This is a genomic window from Herminiimonas contaminans (genome assembly GCF_015645465.1).
GTDB classification, from domain to species: domain Bacteria; phylum Pseudomonadota; class Gammaproteobacteria; order Burkholderiales; family Burkholderiaceae_D; genus Oxalicibacterium; species Oxalicibacterium contaminans.
The window spans coordinates 31,996-50,877 of sequence record NZ_JADOEL010000020.1 but is presented as its reverse complement, the minus strand read 5'-3'; the positions used below and the strand labels follow the sequence as shown (position 1 = coordinate 50,877).

At 54.2% G+C, this 18,882-nt stretch carries 12 protein-coding genes; 7 read left to right on the top strand and 5 right to left on the bottom strand.

Going from position 1 to position 18,882, the window contains the following annotated elements; genetic code table 11:
* Positions 1-137: 137 nt before the first annotated feature.
* Entirely contained in the window at positions 138-1,073 is a 936-nt protein-coding gene (locus IXC47_RS17725) for a LysR substrate-binding domain-containing protein (protein WP_175627102.1), read from the bottom strand.
* Positions 1,074-1,493: 420 nt separating this feature from the next.
* On the opposite strand from IXC47_RS17725, the gene IXC47_RS17720 reads away from it, so the two are divergent.
* Both IXC47_RS17720 and IXC47_RS17715 read left to right on the top strand, forming a co-directional pair.
* Complete coding sequence (locus tag IXC47_RS17720; protein WP_195876548.1) at positions 1,494-2,723, top strand: urate hydroxylase PuuD; 1,230 nt, start codon at positions 1,494-1,496, stop codon at positions 2,721-2,723.
* A gap of 47 nt (positions 2,724-2,770) precedes the next feature.
* Positions 2,771-4,396, top strand: coding sequence for an HAL/PAL/TAL family ammonia-lyase (locus IXC47_RS17715; protein WP_195876547.1), 1,626 nt, complete (start codon positions 2,771-2,773; stop codon positions 4,394-4,396).
* Positions 4,397-4,502: 106 nt separating this feature from the next.
* Here IXC47_RS17715 and IXC47_RS17710 read toward each other — a convergent pair whose 3' ends face one another.
* On the bottom strand, positions 4,503-5,561 hold the full coding sequence (locus IXC47_RS17710) for a porin (RefSeq protein ID WP_230089639.1): 1,059 nt from the start codon (positions 5,559-5,561) through the stop codon (positions 4,503-4,505).
* 161 nt (positions 5,562-5,722) lie between these two features.
* Entirely contained in the window at positions 5,723-6,673 is a 951-nt protein-coding gene (puuE, locus tag IXC47_RS17705) for an allantoinase PuuE (protein ID WP_195876545.1), read from the bottom strand.
* A gap of 173 nt (positions 6,674-6,846) precedes the next feature.
* Here puuE and uraH point away from each other — a divergent pair, with 173 nt between their 5' ends.
* The 3 genes from uraH (at position 6,847) to IXC47_RS17690 (ending at position 14,075) form a co-directional block, all read left to right on the top strand.
* On the top strand, positions 6,847-7,203 hold the full coding sequence (uraH, locus tag IXC47_RS17700) for a hydroxyisourate hydrolase (RefSeq protein WP_195876544.1): 357 nt from the start codon (positions 6,847-6,849) through the stop codon (positions 7,201-7,203).
* Positions 7,204-7,549: 346 nt separating this feature from the next.
* On the top strand, positions 7,550-11,284 hold the full coding sequence (locus tag IXC47_RS19435) for an autotransporter outer membrane beta-barrel domain-containing protein (RefSeq protein WP_230089638.1): 3,735 nt from the start codon (positions 7,550-7,552) through the stop codon (positions 11,282-11,284).
* Between the two features lie 25 nt (positions 11,285-11,309).
* On the top strand, positions 11,310-14,075 hold the full coding sequence (locus IXC47_RS17690) for an autotransporter family protein (RefSeq protein WP_230089637.1): 2,766 nt from the start codon (positions 11,310-11,312) through the stop codon (positions 14,073-14,075).
* A gap of 129 nt (positions 14,076-14,204) precedes the next feature.
* On the opposite strand, the gene IXC47_RS17685 is transcribed toward IXC47_RS17690, so the two are convergent.
* Entirely contained in the window at positions 14,205-14,423 is a 219-nt protein-coding gene (locus tag IXC47_RS17685) for a hypothetical protein (protein WP_175627153.1), read from the bottom strand.
* 158 nt (positions 14,424-14,581) lie between these two features.
* The gene (gene cfa / locus IXC47_RS17680; protein ID WP_195876543.1) at positions 14,582-15,745 is read right to left on the bottom strand and encodes a cyclopropane fatty acyl phospholipid synthase; all 1,164 of its coding nucleotides are present in this window, start codon (positions 15,743-15,745) and stop codon (positions 14,582-14,584) included.
* Positions 15,746-15,900: 155 nt separating this feature from the next.
* On the opposite strand from cfa, the gene IXC47_RS17675 reads away from it, so the two are divergent.
* Positions 15,901-16,764: a LysR family transcriptional regulator gene (locus tag IXC47_RS17675; RefSeq protein ID WP_195876542.1), complete on the top strand. Its 864-nt coding sequence runs from the start codon at positions 15,901-15,903 to the stop codon at positions 16,762-16,764.
* Between the two features lie 162 nt (positions 16,765-16,926).
* The gene (locus tag IXC47_RS17670; protein WP_195876541.1) at positions 16,927-18,597 is read left to right on the top strand and encodes a methyl-accepting chemotaxis protein; all 1,671 of its coding nucleotides are present in this window, start codon (positions 16,927-16,929) and stop codon (positions 18,595-18,597) included.
* Positions 18,598-18,882 lie beyond the last annotated feature (285 nt).

Genomic DNA, 18,882 nt, shown 5'->3' with positions numbered 1-18,882 from the left:
CGATGTTCAGCATCATCTTTCGTACAGGCTCGAGAGCCGATACTAAAGTAATTAAACCAGTCCAATATATGAGCCAGGCTATACCCGATCTTTGGGTGCGGATATAGGTGCGATGACTTAAATGTGTATATCCGTCATTAATCCGCAAGTACTTTCGCCGCGGCACTTACCTGTGCGCGCAACCACTTGTGTTCAGTCGCCTGATGCACGCGTTCATGCCATAACTGATAGAAACGCAGGGGCGGGAATTTGATGGGGACGCTGTAACTTTTCAGTGACAGGGTCTTTTCGTAGAAGCTGGTGAACTGCTGTCCGGCGGTGAGTACCAGGTCAGTTTTTTCCACCATGTAAGGCAGCATGCGGAAGTGCGCCGACTCGACCACGATGTTGCGTTGCAGGTTTTGTTTTTCGAGATAGGTATCGATAGTGCCGTGATAGCCGGGCAGGATTTGTGACGGCGCAGCATGCGGCAGGCTGAGGTAATCCTCTATCGTCATCGCATCCTTGGCGGTGCGCTTGGCGTACGCGCAGTCGGAACGCATCAGGCAGACGATAGGATCGTCGAACAGTTTGGACATATGCAGGTGTTCCGGCATTTCATCCCAGTTCGCAATCACCAGATCCAGTTCGCCATCTGATAACAGGCGTACATAGTCGGTCTCTGGTCCCAGTGCATGGATCACGATATGACTCTTCGGCGACTCACGGCGCAAGCGTGCTATCACTTCAGTGAAGAATTGCGTATTCATATAATCCGGCGCCGCGATATGGAAGGTGCGCGCTTCTTCCTGCGGGACAAAGGCCGTCTTTGGTATGAACAGATGCTCGGCCTCATCGAGTATGCGTTTGGCCGATTTCATCAGGCTTTCGCCGTGCTGGGTCGGTACCATGCCGCGCGCGCCACGCACCAATAGCGGATCGCCGGTCAGCTCACGCAGTTTGCGCAGGGACGCGGATATCGATGGCTGTGGACGATTCAGTTTCAGTGCCACGCGCGAAACATTTTTCTCGCACAGCAGTAAATAAAGAATACGTATCAGGTGTATATCGAGGTGATCGGGCAGCCTGGACATATTTTTGTCTCCGTTTTTGTCACCGTTAATACTGCTGCGCAGGCAGGCATTCGGATCTAGTAATAATTTTTATCGAATGTCTCATATAACGAGTTCATTGTTGTATATCAAATTTGATATGTCAAATATAAGGCTAGTGCAATGTTTTACGCGACGTAGGCGTTTATCGTTCCAGCATTCTGTACGCAACTAGAAGCAAAAGTAGCAGTGAAACTGGTAGTCAAACTGTTGCTATTTAATTGCGTGGGCGTACGGAATGGAGAGCATTAGGTCGCAGCGGCATGACCGGTAGCGCGAGGAGGGCAAGCATGATTCCTTGCGTATATTCATTATTACCGGCAGATACGGCCAGTCGGGACGTATAGTCCCGCTCATCTGCAGAGCGCGCCGTGGCGGATGAGAGTCAAATGTGGGGAAGACATGGAAGCATTATTTGTATCGTACGGCGTTGAATGGCTCAACCTGTTGGTGCGCTGGCTGCACCTGATCACCGGGATCGCGTGGATAGGCGCATCCTTCTATTTCGTCTGGCTCGATAACTCGATCCGGCCACCCAAGCCTGATAGTGAACTGGCCAAAAAAGGCGTGTCCGGTGAGTTGTGGGCGGTACACGGCGGCGGTTTCTACAATCCGCAAAAATACCTGGTCGCTCCGGCCGAGCTGCCACCCGAATTGCACTGGTTTAAATGGGAAGCGTACGCGACCTGGCTGAGTGGTTTTGCCATGTTGTTTATCGTCTACTACTTCAATGCGTCAGCGATGATGATAGATAAATCGGTCGCCGATTTGTCCTCGACGCAGGCGATAGGTGTCGGTCTCGGCACGTTGGTCGTTGGCTGGATTGTCTATGACTTGCTGTGCCGTTCGCCGCTGGGCAAACGCGAAGGCTTGCTTGGCATCGTCATGTTTGTATTTATCGTTGCCGCATCATTCGCACTGACACATTTGCTTAGCGGTCGTGCAGCGTATATCCACGTCGGCGCGATGATAGGTACCATGATGGTCGGCAATGTGCTGATGGTGATTATCCCGGGTCAGCGCAAGCTGGTGGAAGCAATGAAAGTCGGCAAGTCACCCGATCCGGTCTACGGCAAGCGTGCGAAACAGCGCAGCGTGCACAACAACTATTTCACATTGCCAGTGCTGTTCATCATGATCAGCAATCACTATGCGATGACATATACGCATAAATACAGCTGGTTGGTCTTGGCGGCGATCATGGCTGCCGGTGTACTGATCCGTCACTTCTTCAACCTGCGGCATGCGGGCCGGGTATCGATTGCGTATCCGATCGCTGGTGTTGCCTTGCTGCTGGCGGTCGCCGTTGCAATTGCGCCACGTCCGGCTCCCAAGGTCGCTGCGGTACCGGGTGCTGACACAGCGGCGATTGCTGCGGCTGACTTTGCCAAGGTGCAAGAAGTCATTACGCAACGCTGCGTCAACTGCCACTCTGCGAAGCCGACGTTTGAAGGTTTTGCTACCGCGCCTGCAGGCATGATGTTGCAGACACCTGAATTGATACGTCAGCACGCAGCACGGGTTTATCAGCGTACCGTGCAAACCAAGGACATGCCGCTGGGTAACCTGACTCATATGACTGATGACGAGCGTAAATTGGTCGGTGCCTGGTTTGAGGCGGGTGCTAAATAAGCTGTATCTTAGCCAGATATTAAATAAGAATATAAAGAGGAAACGCAATGAATAAGATCACGATCGATGGTTTCACGCTGACAGCGGAGCAAGTCCTGGCGGTAGCGCGCGCACCGCACCTGCCGGTCGCGCTGGCAGACTCTTCGCGCGCTGCGCTGAAGGAAAGCCGCGACTACATCGAAGCTACCTGGATGCATGATGAAGCACCGATGATGTACAGCTTCAACACCGGTGTCGGTTTGCTCAAAGACACACGCATCAAGGTCGAGAACATTGAACTGTTCCAGACCCAAATGATCAAGGCGCACTGCGCCGGTATGGGTGAACCGTTCTCGGAAGAAGTCAGCCGCGCCACCATGCTGCTGCGTGCGAATGCTTTCGCCAGCAATTACTCGGCACCACGCGTAGAGGTAGTTGATCGTTTAATCGCCTTCCTCAATGCCGGTATCCATCCGATCATGCCGCAAAAGGGTTCGGTTGGTGCTTCCGGTGATCTGGCACCACTGTCTTACCTGGCAGCTGCGATCGCAGGTTTCGATGAAGCTGAAGTCATGTACCAAGGCCAGCGCATGTCGGCACCGCAAGCGATTACCAAAGCCAACATCGGCCCGGTCAAATTTGACCTCAAGGCCAAAGATGCTTCTGCCCTGATCAACGGCTGTACTGCATCGCTGGCCGTTGCTGTACTGGTCGCTAACGATGCACGCAACTTGCTGACTGATGCCTGCCTGTCACTCGGCCTGACGCTGGAAGCCATGCGCGCAGAAATGGCAGCCTTCGATGACCGCATCCAGCAAGCTCGTCCACACGCCGGCCAGATCAAAACAGCAGCCATCATCCGCAATCTGCTGTCCGGTTCGACCCGTACCACGCATGAAGCACGCTCAGTGCAATTCCCGGAAGAACTGCGCCGTACCGACATCCCGTACACCGCACGCATCCAGGACGTCTACTCGCTGCGTTGCTCGCCGCAAGTCTATGGCCCGGTCTTTGATGCACTGGACTACATCGACAACATCGTCGACAAGGAAATCAACTCGGCGACTGACAACCCGCTCATCTTTGGTAAGCAGGGCGGTGGCTTTGAAATCATCTCGGGTGGTAACTTCCACGGCCAGTACCTGGCGCAAGCGATGGACTTGCTGGCGATGGCGATCACTGACCTCGGCAGCATTTGCGAACGTCGTGTCGCCCGCCTGATCGATCCAACCCTGTCCTGGGGTTTGCCACGCAACCTCATGAGCGGTATCCGCGGTGTCAACACCGGCTATCCGGTGGTGCAATGCTCGCTCAGCTCACTGGTGATGGAAAACCGCACCTTGTGCATGCCGGGCAGTGTCGACAGCATTCCGGCCAAGGGTAATAGCGAAGATCACGTCTCCAATTCAACCTGGTGCGCGCGCAAGGCGGCAACCGTGGTGGCGAATACGCAGTACATCATCGGTGTCGAAATGCTGCTGGCAGCACAAGCACTGACGATGACCGAAGACTTGTTACCGGGTGTGGTGCTGGGTCAGGGGACGCAGGCTGCCTATACTGAAATCCGCAAACAAATTCCAGCCTGCCTCGATGGTGATCGCTGGTTCCACAACGATATCGCGGTAGCGCAATCGTTTGTGGTCAGTGGCTCTGTGCGAGACGCAGTTGCCAGGAAAATAGGTGATTTCGTTTAAGGACAAATCAGGGAGAGGGACAGCATCCTGCGCTGTCCTGTCATAAAAAAGGGAGTCACGGTAACGTGACTCCCTTTTTTACTTACGCTAGCAAGCTAGCCAGGCATCAGAAGCGATGGCGGATACCGACCGCAAAACTGTTGCCGGCCGATTGCTGGGTGATCTTGTCGTACATATAGATCGAGTAGATATCGGTACGCTTGGACAGATTGTAGTCATAGCCAAACGATGCGGTATTGCGCTTCAAGTCCATGCCGACTGCTACACCGTCGCGTTTGGTATTGGCCCAGGATGCCAGGATGGCACCTTGTCCCAGCGGGATGCTGGTACCGAGCTGGAAGGTCTTGTCCTTCAGGTCAATATCGTGTGTCGACTGGTTATAGCTGGCAAACAGTTTGGCGACGGCAAAGTCATAGGCGCCGCCGACAAACCAGGCTGTCTGGCGCGCCGCCGTCATGCCGCTGGCGAATGGAATATTGGTCGCCGGCTGCACATTGTTGGGCGACAAATCCATTGGGTTGTTGACTTGCACTTTTTGGTAATAAGCAGTTAATGCCAGCGGACCGTTGAAATAGATCAGGTTACCACCGACATTGTTTTTGCCAGATTTACCCGCAACTTCGCCAAACTGGTAATTGATGCTCGCCTTCAGGCCGCCGATATCCGGCGTGGTATACATGATTTCATTACTCCAACCCGTATCGCCCGCTACCGAGTTGGTCCATCCCGAGGCATTGAACAAGGGGACATCCTTGTGCAGGATCAAAGGCGAGAATTGGAAGGAATCACCGAATGGATTGGAAATGACTGATGGCAGGAAGTTCGGTGACAAATCACGACCCAGCGAGATTGCGCCAAACTTGCCGCGCAATCCTACATTCGCATCACGCGAAAAGAAGGTTTCATTGCCGTTGAATCGGCCTATCGCACCGATATCGCTACGGATATATGAAGTCAGGTTGAAGGTAGCCTTCAAGCCGCCGCCGAGGTCTTCCGTTCCTTTGAAACCAAACCATGAAGTGGTCATGCCACCGCCGTTGACGGAACTGGTGCGGCCTGCATCACCGCTTTGTTTCATCGAACCGAGGTAAGTATCGACCACACCTGTGACCTGAACCGAAGTCTGTGCCATGGCCGGCAGTGCGAATGCCGAACCTAATGCCATAGCGAGTTGTAGCTTTTTTAGTTTTATTTTGTGCATCTTTGTCTCCCGATTTTTTATATGTATGAGAAAAACGAACTGCCTACTCCTTTCATCCGACAAGACACGGCTCCGCGTCTTAACGGTTTTCCGTGGAACCGCCACGGCCGGTAATGCCTGTGAATTCAGTTTGAGAATGGATGCCTGGCGCGCCAGTGATTGGCGATGTCTATGCGACGGGTGATCCAGACCTGTTCATGGTTTTGTACATAATCGAGGAAGCGCGCCAGGGCGGCCGCGCGGCCAGGACGACCGATGAGGCGGCAATGCAAGCCGACTGACAGCATCTTCGGCTGGTTCAATCCTTGCGGGTCACCTTCGCGGTACAGGACATCGAAAGCATCTTTCAGGTAATCGAAAAATTGCGTGCCGGAATTGAAGCCTTGCAATGCGGCGAAGCGCATGTCATTGCTATCGAGCGTATAGGGCACGATCAGTTGCGGTGCCGTTACCTGCTTGCCGTTTGCATCACGGTGGGCAACCTGTTCCCAGTACGGCAAGTCGTCGGCATAGCTGTCGGCATCGTAGGCGAAGCCGCCGTGTTCCATCACCAGCCTGCGCGTATTCGGTGAATCACGTCCGGTGTACCAGCCGAGCGGGGCGCTGCCGGTCAGTTCACGGATGATGGAAACTGCTTCTGCCATGTGTTTGCGCTCGGTTGCTTCATCCATGTTTTGATAGCTGATCCAGCGCAAGCCGTGGCAGGCGATTTCATGACCCAGCTCACGGAAGGCGGCCACTGCATCAGGATTGCGCTGCAAGGCACGCGCCACGCCGAAGACAGTCAGCGGCAATTTGCGCTCTTCAAACATGCGCAGCAAACGCCACAGCCCGGCGCGTGAGCCGTATTCGTAGATGGATTCCATGCTCATATGACGCGCCGGGAAGCTTTGCGCACCTATGATTTCGGAGAGGAAGGTTTCGGAACCGGCGTCGCCGTCCAGCACGCAGTTCTCCGCACCTTCTTCGTAATTCAGGACAAATTGCACCGCGATGCGAGCTTGCCCCGGCCATTGCGCGTGCGGTGGCGTGCGACCGTAACCGGTCATATTGCGAGGGTAGTTTGGCTTGCTCATATATTCAGCCTTTTTTAATAATGATTTCTAATTTGGCTTTAACTGTGTCGACTGAATTATGTCTGCTGAATGTATGGCTGATATAAGCCGAGGCGTATATGGATTAAAGGCTGGCGGTATATGATCTGAGCCGGAGATGCAGCCAATTTTTAACGAACAAAAAAGGGAAAACCATGGGCAAGCTGAGTACACACGTGCTGGATATTACGAAGGGGAAACCTGGCGTAGGCGTGAGAGTGGCGCTGTATGCAGTCAACGATGCGGGTAATAGGACTTTGCTTAAAGCAGCTGTCACCAATCAGGATGGGCGTTGCGATGCGCCTTTGCTGGAAGGAGCAGAGATGAAGGTCGGCAAATACGCATTGGTATTTGCCGCCGGGGATTACTTTGCGGAGCAGGGTGCCGTTGTATCGTCGCCACGCTTTGTTGATGAAGTGGTGCTGGCTTTCGGGATTGCTGATGCCGCGCAGAATTACCATGTGCCGCTGGTGGTGTCGCCGTGGGCTTATTCGACTTATCGCGGTAGCTGAGCACAGTACCGAGTAGAGTGCGGGCGTCTGCCGCCCGCCGCTCGTTTTTCATACTGCAGACTTCGTGCCGTCTGGCCGGAGATCCAACTGGCATGCTCACCCGTGCCAGACGCACTGCCAGGGTTTAGCGCAGCTGCTGTCAGTCATTCGCATAAATGGGCGGCGCCCATTCTACGCCTGGTCGCAAATATTGCTTGTAGAACATTTGTTCTACATACAAGGCAAGCCAGACTACCTATAGTTTTCCCGTTTTTACAATACTTTTAGCGCATTTGGGCTGTTTCAAGGCATCTGGTTTTGCCGCGAGTACCCGCCTGACCGTCGCCTACCAACAGGGAAAACAAGAATGAAAACCACCAGGCCGCAACGCACGGTCATCAGTCTCGCCATCGCAACCGCGCTAAGCGCAACGGGGCCGACCACGGCGTTTGCTCAAACCGTCATTTCGGTTGATACCAACGCGACTCAGCGTTGGAGCAACGACGATTTCATGGTCAATAGCGGGGTCACGCTGAACTCGGATGCGGGTGAGCACGCGGTTTATGCGGATAGCGGCGGCACCCTGGGGAGTCTGATTAACAACGGCACCATTAGCGGCGCGGATGGCGGGGTTGCAATCAGCGGTTACATCAACCAGCTACACAATAATGGTTCAGTGTCGGGGGTAACTTACTACGGGATAGCCAATTTCCTGGGCGCGCGGATCAATGAGTTCCGCAACAGCGGGTCTATCAGTGGCAGCCCCGCAGGCTTAATGAATGCAGGTCGGATCGATAATTTCGCCAATCAGCAGACGGGTGTCATCTACGGGCTGGAGAATTCCACTGGTGCGATCATTACCGATCTGTTGAATGAGGGCACGATCACCAAGCTGGAAAACAGTGGCAGCATAAGGAGCTCCAGTCCTTGGGGCATCGGCCTGGCTAATACCGGCACGCTTACTTTGCTGGAAAACAAAACCGGTGCTTCGATACAAAGTCTGTACAACAGCGGTTCGATCGTCACTTTAAATAATGAAGGTACGCTGACTGGCTTGTTTGGGCTGATCAACGGCGGCGACGTCTATTTCGGCGTCGGGATGCTGAGTGGCAGCGGCAGTATAGGTGAGCTGAACAATAGCGGCAGCATTAAAGGCACCGGTGATGCCGGTATTGCCAACTACGCCGGTACCATCAGCATCCTGAAAAACAGCGGCACCATTTCCAGCGACGTGACTGACGCGATTTTTAATAATAGCGGCAGCGAGATCACTGCACTGACCAATACGACAGACGGTATCATCGGCGGTTTGGCTACCGGCATCTTCAATGGTGGCCAGATCACAGACCTGACCAATCATGGCGACATCAATGGCTATACCGCGATCAGCAATGGCGGAGTGATCGACGTGGGCGGCTCCCCGGTGGGTTACAGCGGCGCGATAGGCACCCTGGTCAATACCGGCACGATCAGGAGTAGCAGCAGCTCCAACGATGCCATCGCCATCCTGAATGCGAGCAGCCTCAGCACCATAGGCTTGTTGAGTAATAGCGGCAGCATCAGCAGCGACATGATCGCTATTTTTAACGTTGGCACCATCGATAAACTGGACAATGGCACGCTGGGAACGATCACGGGCGCGATTGGTATCGCGAATTCAGGCACTCTCACCGAACTGATCAATAGCGGAAAGATTTCTGCATCCGGAACACCGCCTGTGATGTACAGCGCAGGTGTATTCAATAATGGCCTCATCACCTCGCTGGTCAATAATCAGAGCGGTATTATTTCGGATGGCTATGCCGGTATCGCTAACCTGACGGGTGGGATGATTACCACCTTGTCGAATAACGGCCTGATCAAAGGTACGGATATCGGTATTTTCAACGATGGTGGTGAGGTAGTCACACTGACCAACAACGGCGCGATAGAAGGCGACAATCAGTCAGGCATACTGAACCGAGGTGCTATCGGTACGCTGAACAATACGCATCGTATTTATGGCTGGAGCAGGGGCATCGATAATTCCTCTGGCGCTATCATCACCGAGTTGAATAACACCGGCACTATCAGCAGCGACGATGAGGCAGGTATTAGCAACAGCGGCACCATCTCCACCCTGAACAACAAGCTCGGCGGTCGCATAGAAAATGGTCTTTCCAATAACGCTAGTGGCATCATCGATACACTGAATAACAAAGGAGCAATAGCCGGTTCCAGTAGCAATAATTCGTCGTACGCCTTGTATAACGAAGGTTATATAGGTGAGTTGAATAACAGTGGCTTGTTGACCTCGCCAGTCGACGCGGTTTACCTCGATGCAGGCAGCAACATCGGCAGTTTTATCAATAGCGGCAAGATAGCGGGTAGCTTCAGGAATTACTCCGGTGAGCCACTTGTCCTTCATGGCGGCACTGGCACGATATTCGGTGTGCTGACTGGTTCCAGCGGTGGCATAGGCGCGGCGGACATAGGCCTGATAGATAATCCGGGCGCACAGTTCGTGTTCAACTCTGGCAATCAGTTATTGAACGACCATATCAATGTCGGTACGAATGGTTACTCGGTCATCAATGCTGCCGGTGTATTGCAAGTCAATAATCACATCAATATCACCGGCAATTATTCGCAGCTCGCCGCCGCAACATTGAATGTCGGCGTGGCGAGCAATGCGGTAGCCAATGGTGTAAGTGGTGATCTTGGTTATGGTCGCCTGATCGTTTCCGGCAGTGCCGATATCATGAGCGGATCCAGCATCATGCTCAAAAACACGGGTAGCTACCGCTTTGCCAATGGTCAGCGTTACCTGGTGGTGCAGGCCAATAGCGTAGGCACCAACTATAACCAAACAGCATTGAATTACGGTGCAAGCGGTTTTAACGGCACGATCACCGGCAGTGCCGTTGCCGATGGCGCCAACCTGTCACTGGTACTGACGCTGGATGGCGGAACCGAGAACCAGGCCACGAATGGCAATGCACAAAATACCTTGAACGGCCTGTTCAACTACAGTGGCACCGATGCTGGCTTGATGAACTTGTTCAATGCCGCTGCAGCAGCTGGCTCCAGTGAAGAAGGCAATCGTGCCGGAGGGCAGTTGAATCCGGCCGCTGGTCAGGCTGGTGTGGCAGGTGCCAGTACGGCTATCTCCACACAAGTGCAGGGCATAGCGTTTGAGCGTTTAAACAATAGCTCGCCTGTTGCCAGTCTGGGCAGCAACGGCTTGTCTGCTGGTGACGGCATGCGTGACCGCGCAGCGTGGGGCCAGGCTTTCGGCGGTAAGGCTTCGGCTGATGCGCGCGATGGTGTATCCGGTTATCACGCCAGCTATGCAGGCTTGTTGCTGGGTGCGGATACTGCGTGGAACGATCAGTGGCGCGTCGGTGGCTTGTTTAACTATGCAAGCACTTCTGTTTCCAACGATGACGACAATGCCGGTAGCTACTCGCGCGTAAATTCTTATGGCCTGAGTGCCTATGCCGGCTACACCGGCGAGCCGTGGTATCTGAATGTATCTGTCGGTGCAATGCGCAGTGATGTGCAAGCACATCGTCTGGTCGATTTCACCGGTTTCCGTGGCATCGCCGACAGCAGCTATAAGGGCATGCAGTACATCGCAGCGGCGCAACTTGGTTACCCGATCAAGATCGATCAGGTCTTGCCGGGCGTGGTGCTGACACCATTGGCAGGTCTGGTCTATAGCAGCTTGCAGCAGGATGGTTACACCGAAACCGGCGGTAATGGTGCAGCTTTGCAAGTGGGCAAGTCCAGCACGCACTCAGTAAAAAGCGATCTCGGCTTCAAGCTGGAGCGCGCGTACAAGACAACATACGGTTTGTTGAAACCATCGGTGCAATTGTTGTGGCGTCATGAGTACAGCGACACGCGTTTGCAATCGATAGCTAACTTCGCGGCAGATACTACCGGAGCAACCACGTTCACGACGCAGGGAGCCAAACCGGTAAAAGATACTGGCGTCCTGTCGCTGGGGGCGACCTTGCTGCGCAGCGATACGCTCACACTCTCGGCCAACTACACGCTGGAACAGGGCGGTGGCTATAGCTCGCAAACCGGCAGCTTGTTGGCACGCTGGCGTTTCTGAGTCACCCATGCAGACAGGAAATACCATGCGTTTGGTCAAATCAGAAACGGTGACAACTGTCAGCTCGAGGCGCAGTGCCTTGAGTCTTGCGCTATCCGCAGCTTGGGCGTTGATGGCGGCCACTTCGGCGCATGCAGATGCGCCGATTTCAGGAGCAGTGTCTGGTGACTATAACTGGAACAACGGCGACCTGACGGTAGAAGGAAGTGGTCATTTGAGTGGCGGCAGCTCAGGTGTCTACACCGATGGCAGTACTCTCGGCACACTCAGCAATAGTGGTTACATCAGCGGCGCATTTGCAGCTATCGAGAACGACAAGACTTTAAGCGCGATCAATAATGCTAGCGGTGCATCTATCAGAGGCGGTGACTACGGACTCTACAACGGTAGCGGTAGCCGGATAGGCAGTATCGTCAATCTTGGAGCGATACAGGCAGCGACGAATGGTTTTAACGGTATCAGCAACCAGGGAACGATCACCAATCTCAGCAATGGCAGCAGCGCTGTGATTGCCGGTGGCGAGATGAATGCGGGGATACAGAATTCGCGCGGGCAGATCAGTGTGCTGGACAACAGCGGCACGATACGCGGTGGCGACAGCAGTCTGGGCAGCTATAGCCATGGTATCGATAACAGCAACCGCAGCACGATAGGTACGCTCAACAACAACAACGGCGCCACCATCTATGGCGCATATAGTGGCGTTTACAACTACAGTGGTTCCGGTACTTCGCTGATTACCGAACTGAACAATAGTGGCTTCATCACTGGCACGGTAGCCGGGATATATAACGATGACCGCGGCCGGATTGCGACGTTGAATAATTTGAGCGGTGGCACCATCAACGGTGGTCTGATCAATAGCGCCACGATTAACGTTCTCAACAATGCTGGCACCATCATAGACACCAGTACGGTCGTGACCAGTATTAACGGCGGGTTTGCAAGCGATGGTATTACAGCGCTCCATGCGGTAGCCGGAACCATAGGCAACCTGAACAACAGCGGCCTGATCTCGGGCATCAACGCGATCATGATCGAATCAAGTGCAACGATTAGCACCTTGACCAACTCGGGAACCATCTCTGGCAACATCTTGAATAATTCAACCCGGGCGCAAACCATACTTGGTGGCACGGGCACGGTGTTCGGTACCCTGACCGGACAAAACGGCAGCATAGGCCTGATTGCGAATACGCGTTCCAACTGGATATTCGGTGGTGGCAACCAGCTACTCAACAGCAATATCGATGTCGGCAGCAACAGTGTCATCAATTCTGCGGGCGCGCTGCAACTCAATAATCAAATCAGCGTAACGGGAAACTACCAGCAAAGCGCGGCTGCAACCCTGAATATAGGTGTTGCCAGTGGTGCGATTGCGGACGGCGGCAGCAGCGATAGCGGTTACGGGCGTCTCATCGTTTCGGGCAGCGCCGTGATCGATGCCGGTTCCAGTGTGGCACTGAAAAAGAATGGCAGCTATCGCTTCGCCAATGGCCAGCGCTATCTGGTGATGCAGGCGGCCAGCGCGGGCAGCAATTACAACGAAGCGACGCTGCGTTACCTGGCCGATGGCTATCGTGGCGACATCACCGGCAGCACCATACTCGATGGCAGCAATCTGGGATTGCTATTGACGCTGGATGGCGAAATCGTCAATCCGGCGAGCGAGGTGAATGCGCGTAACACGCTGGATGGCTTGTACAAATACACGGGTACCGATGCGGCGCTCATGAATCTGTTCAATGCCGCTGCTGCACTGGCGACTCCAGCGGATGCAAATCGCGCAGGTTCACAACTGAGTCCGTCTTCCAGTACCTTCGGCATAGTCGGTGCCACCGACGCTATCGGCAAGCATGTGAATGGGATGGTATTCAGTCGACTGGACTCCAATACGCCGAATGCTACTTCTGCTGGCAGCGGTTTGTCCGGCGGTGACGGCATGAGTGATAAGGCCGCCTGGGGGCAGTTATTCGGCGGACGTGCTTCCGCAGATGAGCGTGATGGCGTCTCCGGTTATCGCGCCAGTTACAACGGATTGCTGCTGGGAGCCGATGCTGCATTGAATGAACGCTGGCGCGTCGGTGGCTTGTTTAACTACGCCAGCACTTCGGTTTCCAACGATGGTAACAATGCGGGCAGCTATGCCCGTGTTAATACATATGGCTTGACCGCTTACGCCGGGTATCAGGGTGAACCCTGGTATCTGAATATGTCAGCATCCGCGATGCGCAGCAATATCGATGCACATCGTGTGCTGGACTTCACTGGCTTTTCGAGTGCCGCGAATAGCAGTTACAACGGTATGCAGTACACCGCTGCCGCTCGTATCGGCTACCCCATCAACGTGAACGAAATGATAGTCACGCCGCTGGCAGGCATGACATACAGTAGCCTGCGTCTCGATGGCTACCAGGAAACTGGCGGCAACGGTGCGGCATTGAATGTGGCCGCGAGCGATACCCATTCGATCAAAAGCGATCTTGGCTTCAAGCTGGAGCGCGGCTATCAGACGGCCTATGGCGTGTTCAAACCTACGCTGCAATTGTTGTGGCGGCACGAGTACAGTGACACGCGTTTGCAATCGGTCGCCAACTTCGCTGCAGATATATCCGGTACCACGAGCTTCGTGACCCTGGGGCCGACCCCGCTTAAAGATACAGGCGTGTTGTCCTTGGCTGCGACCTTGCTGCGTAGCGACCAGCTCACGTTGTCTGCCGCTTATACGCTGGAAAAAGGCGGTGGCTATACTGCGCAAACCGGCAGCCTGTTGGCACGCTGGCGTTTTTAACGGTGGGTGATGCAGGGCAGACTCTCATCTGTATCAGGACTTCCAGACGGAACAAGGGCGCGTGCGTAGTTAAACGCATGCGCCCTTGTTCATATGGTCAGGCTATATGCCCGATCCTATGATCGCGATTTATATGCGGCTATAGATGCTATCGCTATCGCTCAGTTTAAATGTGCCGTCGCTTTGCGGTTGTGCAATGCGATCCGTGTACTTGACGCGATATCCCTGGAAGTCGCGTGGCAAATGCGTCATGCCGAAATCCAGATAGCTGATGCCGGTGGTGAGGTTTTGCAGGATAACGGTATGACCGGATGCATTTTTAACCTTGAATTCCTCTTTGACTACCATGATAAAACCTCCTGTTTGAGTAAAGCTACTTGAAAGGCTGACGAGGGAAACAGCTCCTCGCGCCCAACCCTGACCAGCATTGCAACTGGTCGATACTGCAAAAAAATCCGTATGTGTTTATCTGCAAAAACTGCCGATGTGTTGGTAAGCGTCCGGCATTACACGCGTGTACGGCGATAACCATCACGCACGCCTTCTTTCGATAGCACCCATTGCCACAGCTGTATGTCGCGTGCGCGGAATGCGCCAGCGCAAGACAGCAGGTAATAGCGCCACATACGGTAAAAACGATTGCCCAGATCCTTTTCAAAACGCGGCCACGCATAGCTGAAATTGCGATACCAGGCCATCAGGGTCTTGTCGTAATCAGCCCCGAAGTTGTGCAAGTCTTCGACCACGAATAAATTGTCTGCTGCATCACCGACTTGCCCTATCGATGGCAGGTCGCCATTCGGAAAGATGTATTTATCTATCCATGGATCGGGGGCGGATTTGCGCATGTTCTTGCCTATGGTGTGCAGCAGGAACAAACCATCTTTCTTCAGGCAGCGATGTGCGATTTCCATATACGTGCGGTAATTCTTGCGGCCTACATGTTCAAACATGCCGACGCTGGCGATCGCATCGAAGGGCTCGTTCAATTCCCGGTAATCCTGCAGGCGGAATTCCAGTGGCAGATGCGCGTAGCGTTGCTGTGCCCAACTGACTTGCTCTTTCGAAATGCTGACGCCTACGCAATGCACACCATAGTGTTCGGCCGCATACGACATGAAGCTGCCCCAGCCACAACCGATGTCGAGTACATGCATGCCGGGTTTGAGCTGCAATTTGCGGCAGATCATGTCCAGCTTCGCGGTTTGCGCTTCTTCGAGGTTGCTGGCGTGTTCCCAGTAGCCGCAGGTATAAGTCAGACGGCTATCCAGCATCGCCGCGTAGAAGTCATTGCCAAGGTCGTAATGGACTTCGCCCACTTGCCGGGCGCGTTTCATATCCTGCCGGTTCAGTAGCTTGGCGGCCAGTACATGGCCGAGCAGGCGCAGCGGCTTGATCTGGTCGGTCATACGTGTGCTGAGGAGGCGGGCGAAGAATTCGTCCAGTTCTTCCGCTTCCCATGCGCCATCCATATACGCTTCGCCCAAACCGAGGTTGCCTTGCGAAAAAGCACGTTCCGGCACGCCCGGTGCTTTCAGTTGCATATCCCAGGGGTGTGGTCCGTTGATCTTGATCGCGGCCTTGCCCAGCAAATCGGCAGTCGCGCGGTGCAGACGTGTGTGGTCGGGAATGAAGGGGGCGGCATCCTGGGAAAACATTTGGGACGACATGTACATGGCTCCTTTCCGGCATGGGCAAGCGCACGAAGTTTTAAGTTTCGATTGCTTGGCGTTAAAATATGTATAAATTATGCATATTTAAACTGGGTATTAAAAATGAAATTTAATGCGATTTATTATCAAGAAAATTGCACTGAAAGCTGGCCATGGACATAGAACTTGCCCGCACCTTCCTCTACATCGTCCGCTCCGGCAGCTTCATCGCCGCCGCCACGCGCCTGCATGTGACGCAGACCACGGTCACTGCCAGGGTGCAAAACCTGGAGTCGCAACTGGGTTGTTCCTTATTCGTCCGCAATCGCGCCGGGGCGCGCCTGACCGACGATGGTGAGCGCTTCGTCGGTTATGCCAGTCAACTGGTGCAAACCTGGGACGCGGCGCGCCGTGATTTGCCTTTGCCGGATGGTTACGGTGATTCGCTGGCGCTGGGGAGTGAGGTCAGCCTGTGTAATCCGCTGATGCTGCAATGGACTTTGCAATTGCGGCGTGAGTTGCCGTCGCATGCGATACGGGTCGAAGTTGGTGACGGCGCCAGCCTGCAATCCAAGCTGGAGCGGGGTTTGCTGGATGCGGCACTGGTTTATCGCCCCGAATACTGGACCGGCATGCAGGTAGAGCAATTGCTGGAGGAAAAGCTGGTGCAGGTGTCTTCGACTAAAAATTCCGAGCCATACGTGTATGTCGACTGGGGACCGGACTTCCGCAAGCAGCACGACGCGGCCTTGCCGGACAAGGCGAAGAATGTGCTGTCCTTCAACCTTGGGCCGCTGGCTTTGCAATACCTGCTGCAATGTGGCGGTACCGGTTACTTCCGTACGCGGGTAGTGCGGCGCGCGCTGGCAGAAAATTTTCTGCAACTGGTAAAAAGCGCGCCTGAGTTCTCATATCCGGTTTATCTGGTCTATACGCGGGAGAAGGAGACAGAAGTGATGCAAAAGGCGTTTGATATGCTCCGTAGCGTGGTGAAGGAGGAAGCAGACTGGTCCGGACACTGGGATTTCGTGCCCTGATTTTGCACGGAAATGATGCAAATTTTGATCTAACGCAAGAAAAATATTCCCTACGGGAATATAGTTGCTACGAAGTATTATTCTTGCAGTCGATCTTGTGACTGGTTTTTTGCGGTTCCAGTCATTGCTACGTTCTACCCATTCCCAGCCGGAGATGTACTTATGCGCACCAATTTGCCTGTTACGAGTAACGAATATTTCCTCCAGGACGGAATGTCGCTGGTCTCGAAAACAGATACCAAGGGCCGGATCACTTATGTGAACCCTGCTTTCATGGAAGCCAGTGGTTTCCATGAAGAAGAATTGATCGGCAAGCCGCATAACCTGATCCGTCATCCCGACATGCCGGAACAAGCATTCGGTGACATGTGGCAAACGTTGAAGCAAGGTTTGCCATGGACCGGCCTGGTCAAGAACCGTCGCAAGAATGGTGACTTCTACTGGGTGAACGCTAACGTCACGCCGGTACGTGAAAACAATGAAATCGTCGCCTTCATGTCGGTGCGCAGCAAGCCCAGCCGTGAGCAGGTCGAAGGTGCAGGCGCTATCTATGCACGCTTCAAGGCGGACCAGGCCAAAGGCCTGGCCATCAAACGCGGTGCGGTAGTACGCACTGGTATCTTCGGCAAACTGGCCGCATTGCGTGACATCGGCCTCGGCGTCAAACTGGGTCTGGGCATGCTGACGTTGACTGCATTGATTGCGGCGCTGGGTTTTGTCGCGACGACAGCAGCAGAGAACGCAGCGAATATGGGCTGGTACGCAGGTGCGACGGTCGCAGGTGTTTGTATTTCCTTGTTGTTGTGGGCTAGTTTGCACGCGTCTATCGTGCGTCCTTTGCGCAAGCTGATCGCGGAAACCCGCGTCATTGCAGGTGGTGACCTGACGGTGGATTTCGAAATTGACCGTCATGACGACATGGGTCAATTGCAGCAAGCGCTGCAACAAATGAATGTCAACTTGCGCTCGGTCATGGGTGATATCCGTACCAATGTGGATTCCATCACCATCGCCACGCGTGAAATCGCCGCTGGCAATATGGATCTTTCCGGTCGTACCGAATCGCAGGCTTCCAGCCTCGAAGAAACGGCATCCAGCATGGAGCAGTTTGCGTCGACGGTGAAACAGAATGCAGACAGCGCCAGCCAGGCCAATGAGCTGGTGCAATCGGCTTCCGAAGTCGCTGGCAAAGGTGGTGCGGTGGTTGAAAAAGTCGGTGCGACCATGGATGAAATCAGTGCTTCCGCTAAGAAGATCGTCGACATCATCAGCCTGATCGACGGCATCGCATTCCAGACCAACATCCTCGCGCTGAATGCAGCAGTAGAAGCGGCGCGCGCCGGTGAGCAGGGCAAAGGCTTTGCGGTGGTGGCGGCGGAAGTGCGCAGCCTGGCGCAACGTTCGGCCAGCGCAGCAAAAGAAATCAAAGGCCTGATCGACGATTCGGTAGAAAAAGTCGACGCCGGTAACCGCCTGGTCAGCGATGCAATGACCACCATGGATGACATAGTGAGCTCGGTGCAGCGCGTGACCGGTATCATGAATGAAATCACGGTTGCCAGCCGTGAACAAAGCAATGGCATAGACCAGGTCAACCTGGCAGTGTCGCAGATGGATGAGGTGACCCAGCAGAATGCGGCCCTGGTCGAGCAAGCTGCTGCAGCGGCCGCCAGCCTGGAAGAACAAACCTTCCACCTGACGCAATCGATCGCGGTATTCCGTACCGGCCGTAGTGTCAGTCCGCATGCCGCACATGCCGGCAACAAACATGCGCAGCACGGATCGTCGCAACGTTTGCCGGCCAACAACGAGGCTTTGCGCCTGACTGCCTGATCAGCTCAGGCTCAAATAATCGGGGCTGGATTTGCTTGTTGGCAACTCCAGCCCCTTTTGTCTTCCGACTCCCCATCGTATGCCATGCCGCAGTGCGTCAACTGCGGTTTGTGCCAGATTTCCCCCTTTTTAGCGGCTACATACCGATAAATCACGGGAAATTGCCGTCCAGCGTATAATGCTGACTGTCCTGTCGAGGGTAGTGGTGGCGGTTGAGCTGGTCCCGGTTTTCTAGAGCGGCCTGCGCCCGCACATGCACCTCGTTTCATCACCACAGAAATAATT

What these genes read in the sequence shown, in the direction of transcription:
- IXC47_RS17725 (WP_175627102.1), bottom strand. Translation starts at nt 1,073, where the DNA reads ATGTCCAGGCTGCCCGATCACCTCGATATACACCTGATACGTATTCTT.
- IXC47_RS17720 (WP_195876548.1), top strand. Translation starts at nt 1,494, where the DNA reads ATGGAAGCATTATTTGTATCGTACGGCGTTGAATGGCTCAACCTGTTG.
- IXC47_RS17715 (WP_195876547.1), top strand. Translation starts at nt 2,771, where the DNA reads ATGAATAAGATCACGATCGATGGTTTCACGCTGACAGCGGAGCAAGTC.
- IXC47_RS17710 (WP_230089639.1), bottom strand. Translation starts at nt 5,561, where the DNA reads ATGGCATTAGGTTCGGCATTCGCACTGCCGGCCATGGCACAGACTTCG.
- puuE (WP_195876545.1), bottom strand. Translation starts at nt 6,673, where the DNA reads ATGAGCAAGCCAAACTACCCTCGCAATATGACCGGTTACGGTCGCACG.
- uraH (WP_195876544.1), top strand. Translation starts at nt 6,847, where the DNA reads ATGGGCAAGCTGAGTACACACGTGCTGGATATTACGAAGGGGAAACCT.
- IXC47_RS19435 (WP_230089638.1), top strand. Translation starts at nt 7,550, where the DNA reads ATGAAAACCACCAGGCCGCAACGCACGGTCATCAGTCTCGCCATCGCA.
- IXC47_RS17690 (WP_230089637.1), top strand. Translation starts at nt 11,310, where the DNA reads ATGCGTTTGGTCAAATCAGAAACGGTGACAACTGTCAGCTCGAGGCGC.
- IXC47_RS17685 (WP_175627153.1), bottom strand. Translation starts at nt 14,423, where the DNA reads ATGGTAGTCAAAGAGGAATTCAAGGTTAAAAATGCATCCGGTCATACC.
- cfa (WP_195876543.1), bottom strand. Translation starts at nt 15,745, where the DNA reads ATGTCGTCCCAAATGTTTTCCCAGGATGCCGCCCCCTTCATTCCCGAC.
- IXC47_RS17675 (WP_195876542.1), top strand. Translation starts at nt 15,901, where the DNA reads ATGGACATAGAACTTGCCCGCACCTTCCTCTACATCGTCCGCTCCGGC.
- IXC47_RS17670 (WP_195876541.1), top strand. Translation starts at nt 16,927, where the DNA reads ATGCGCACCAATTTGCCTGTTACGAGTAACGAATATTTCCTCCAGGAC.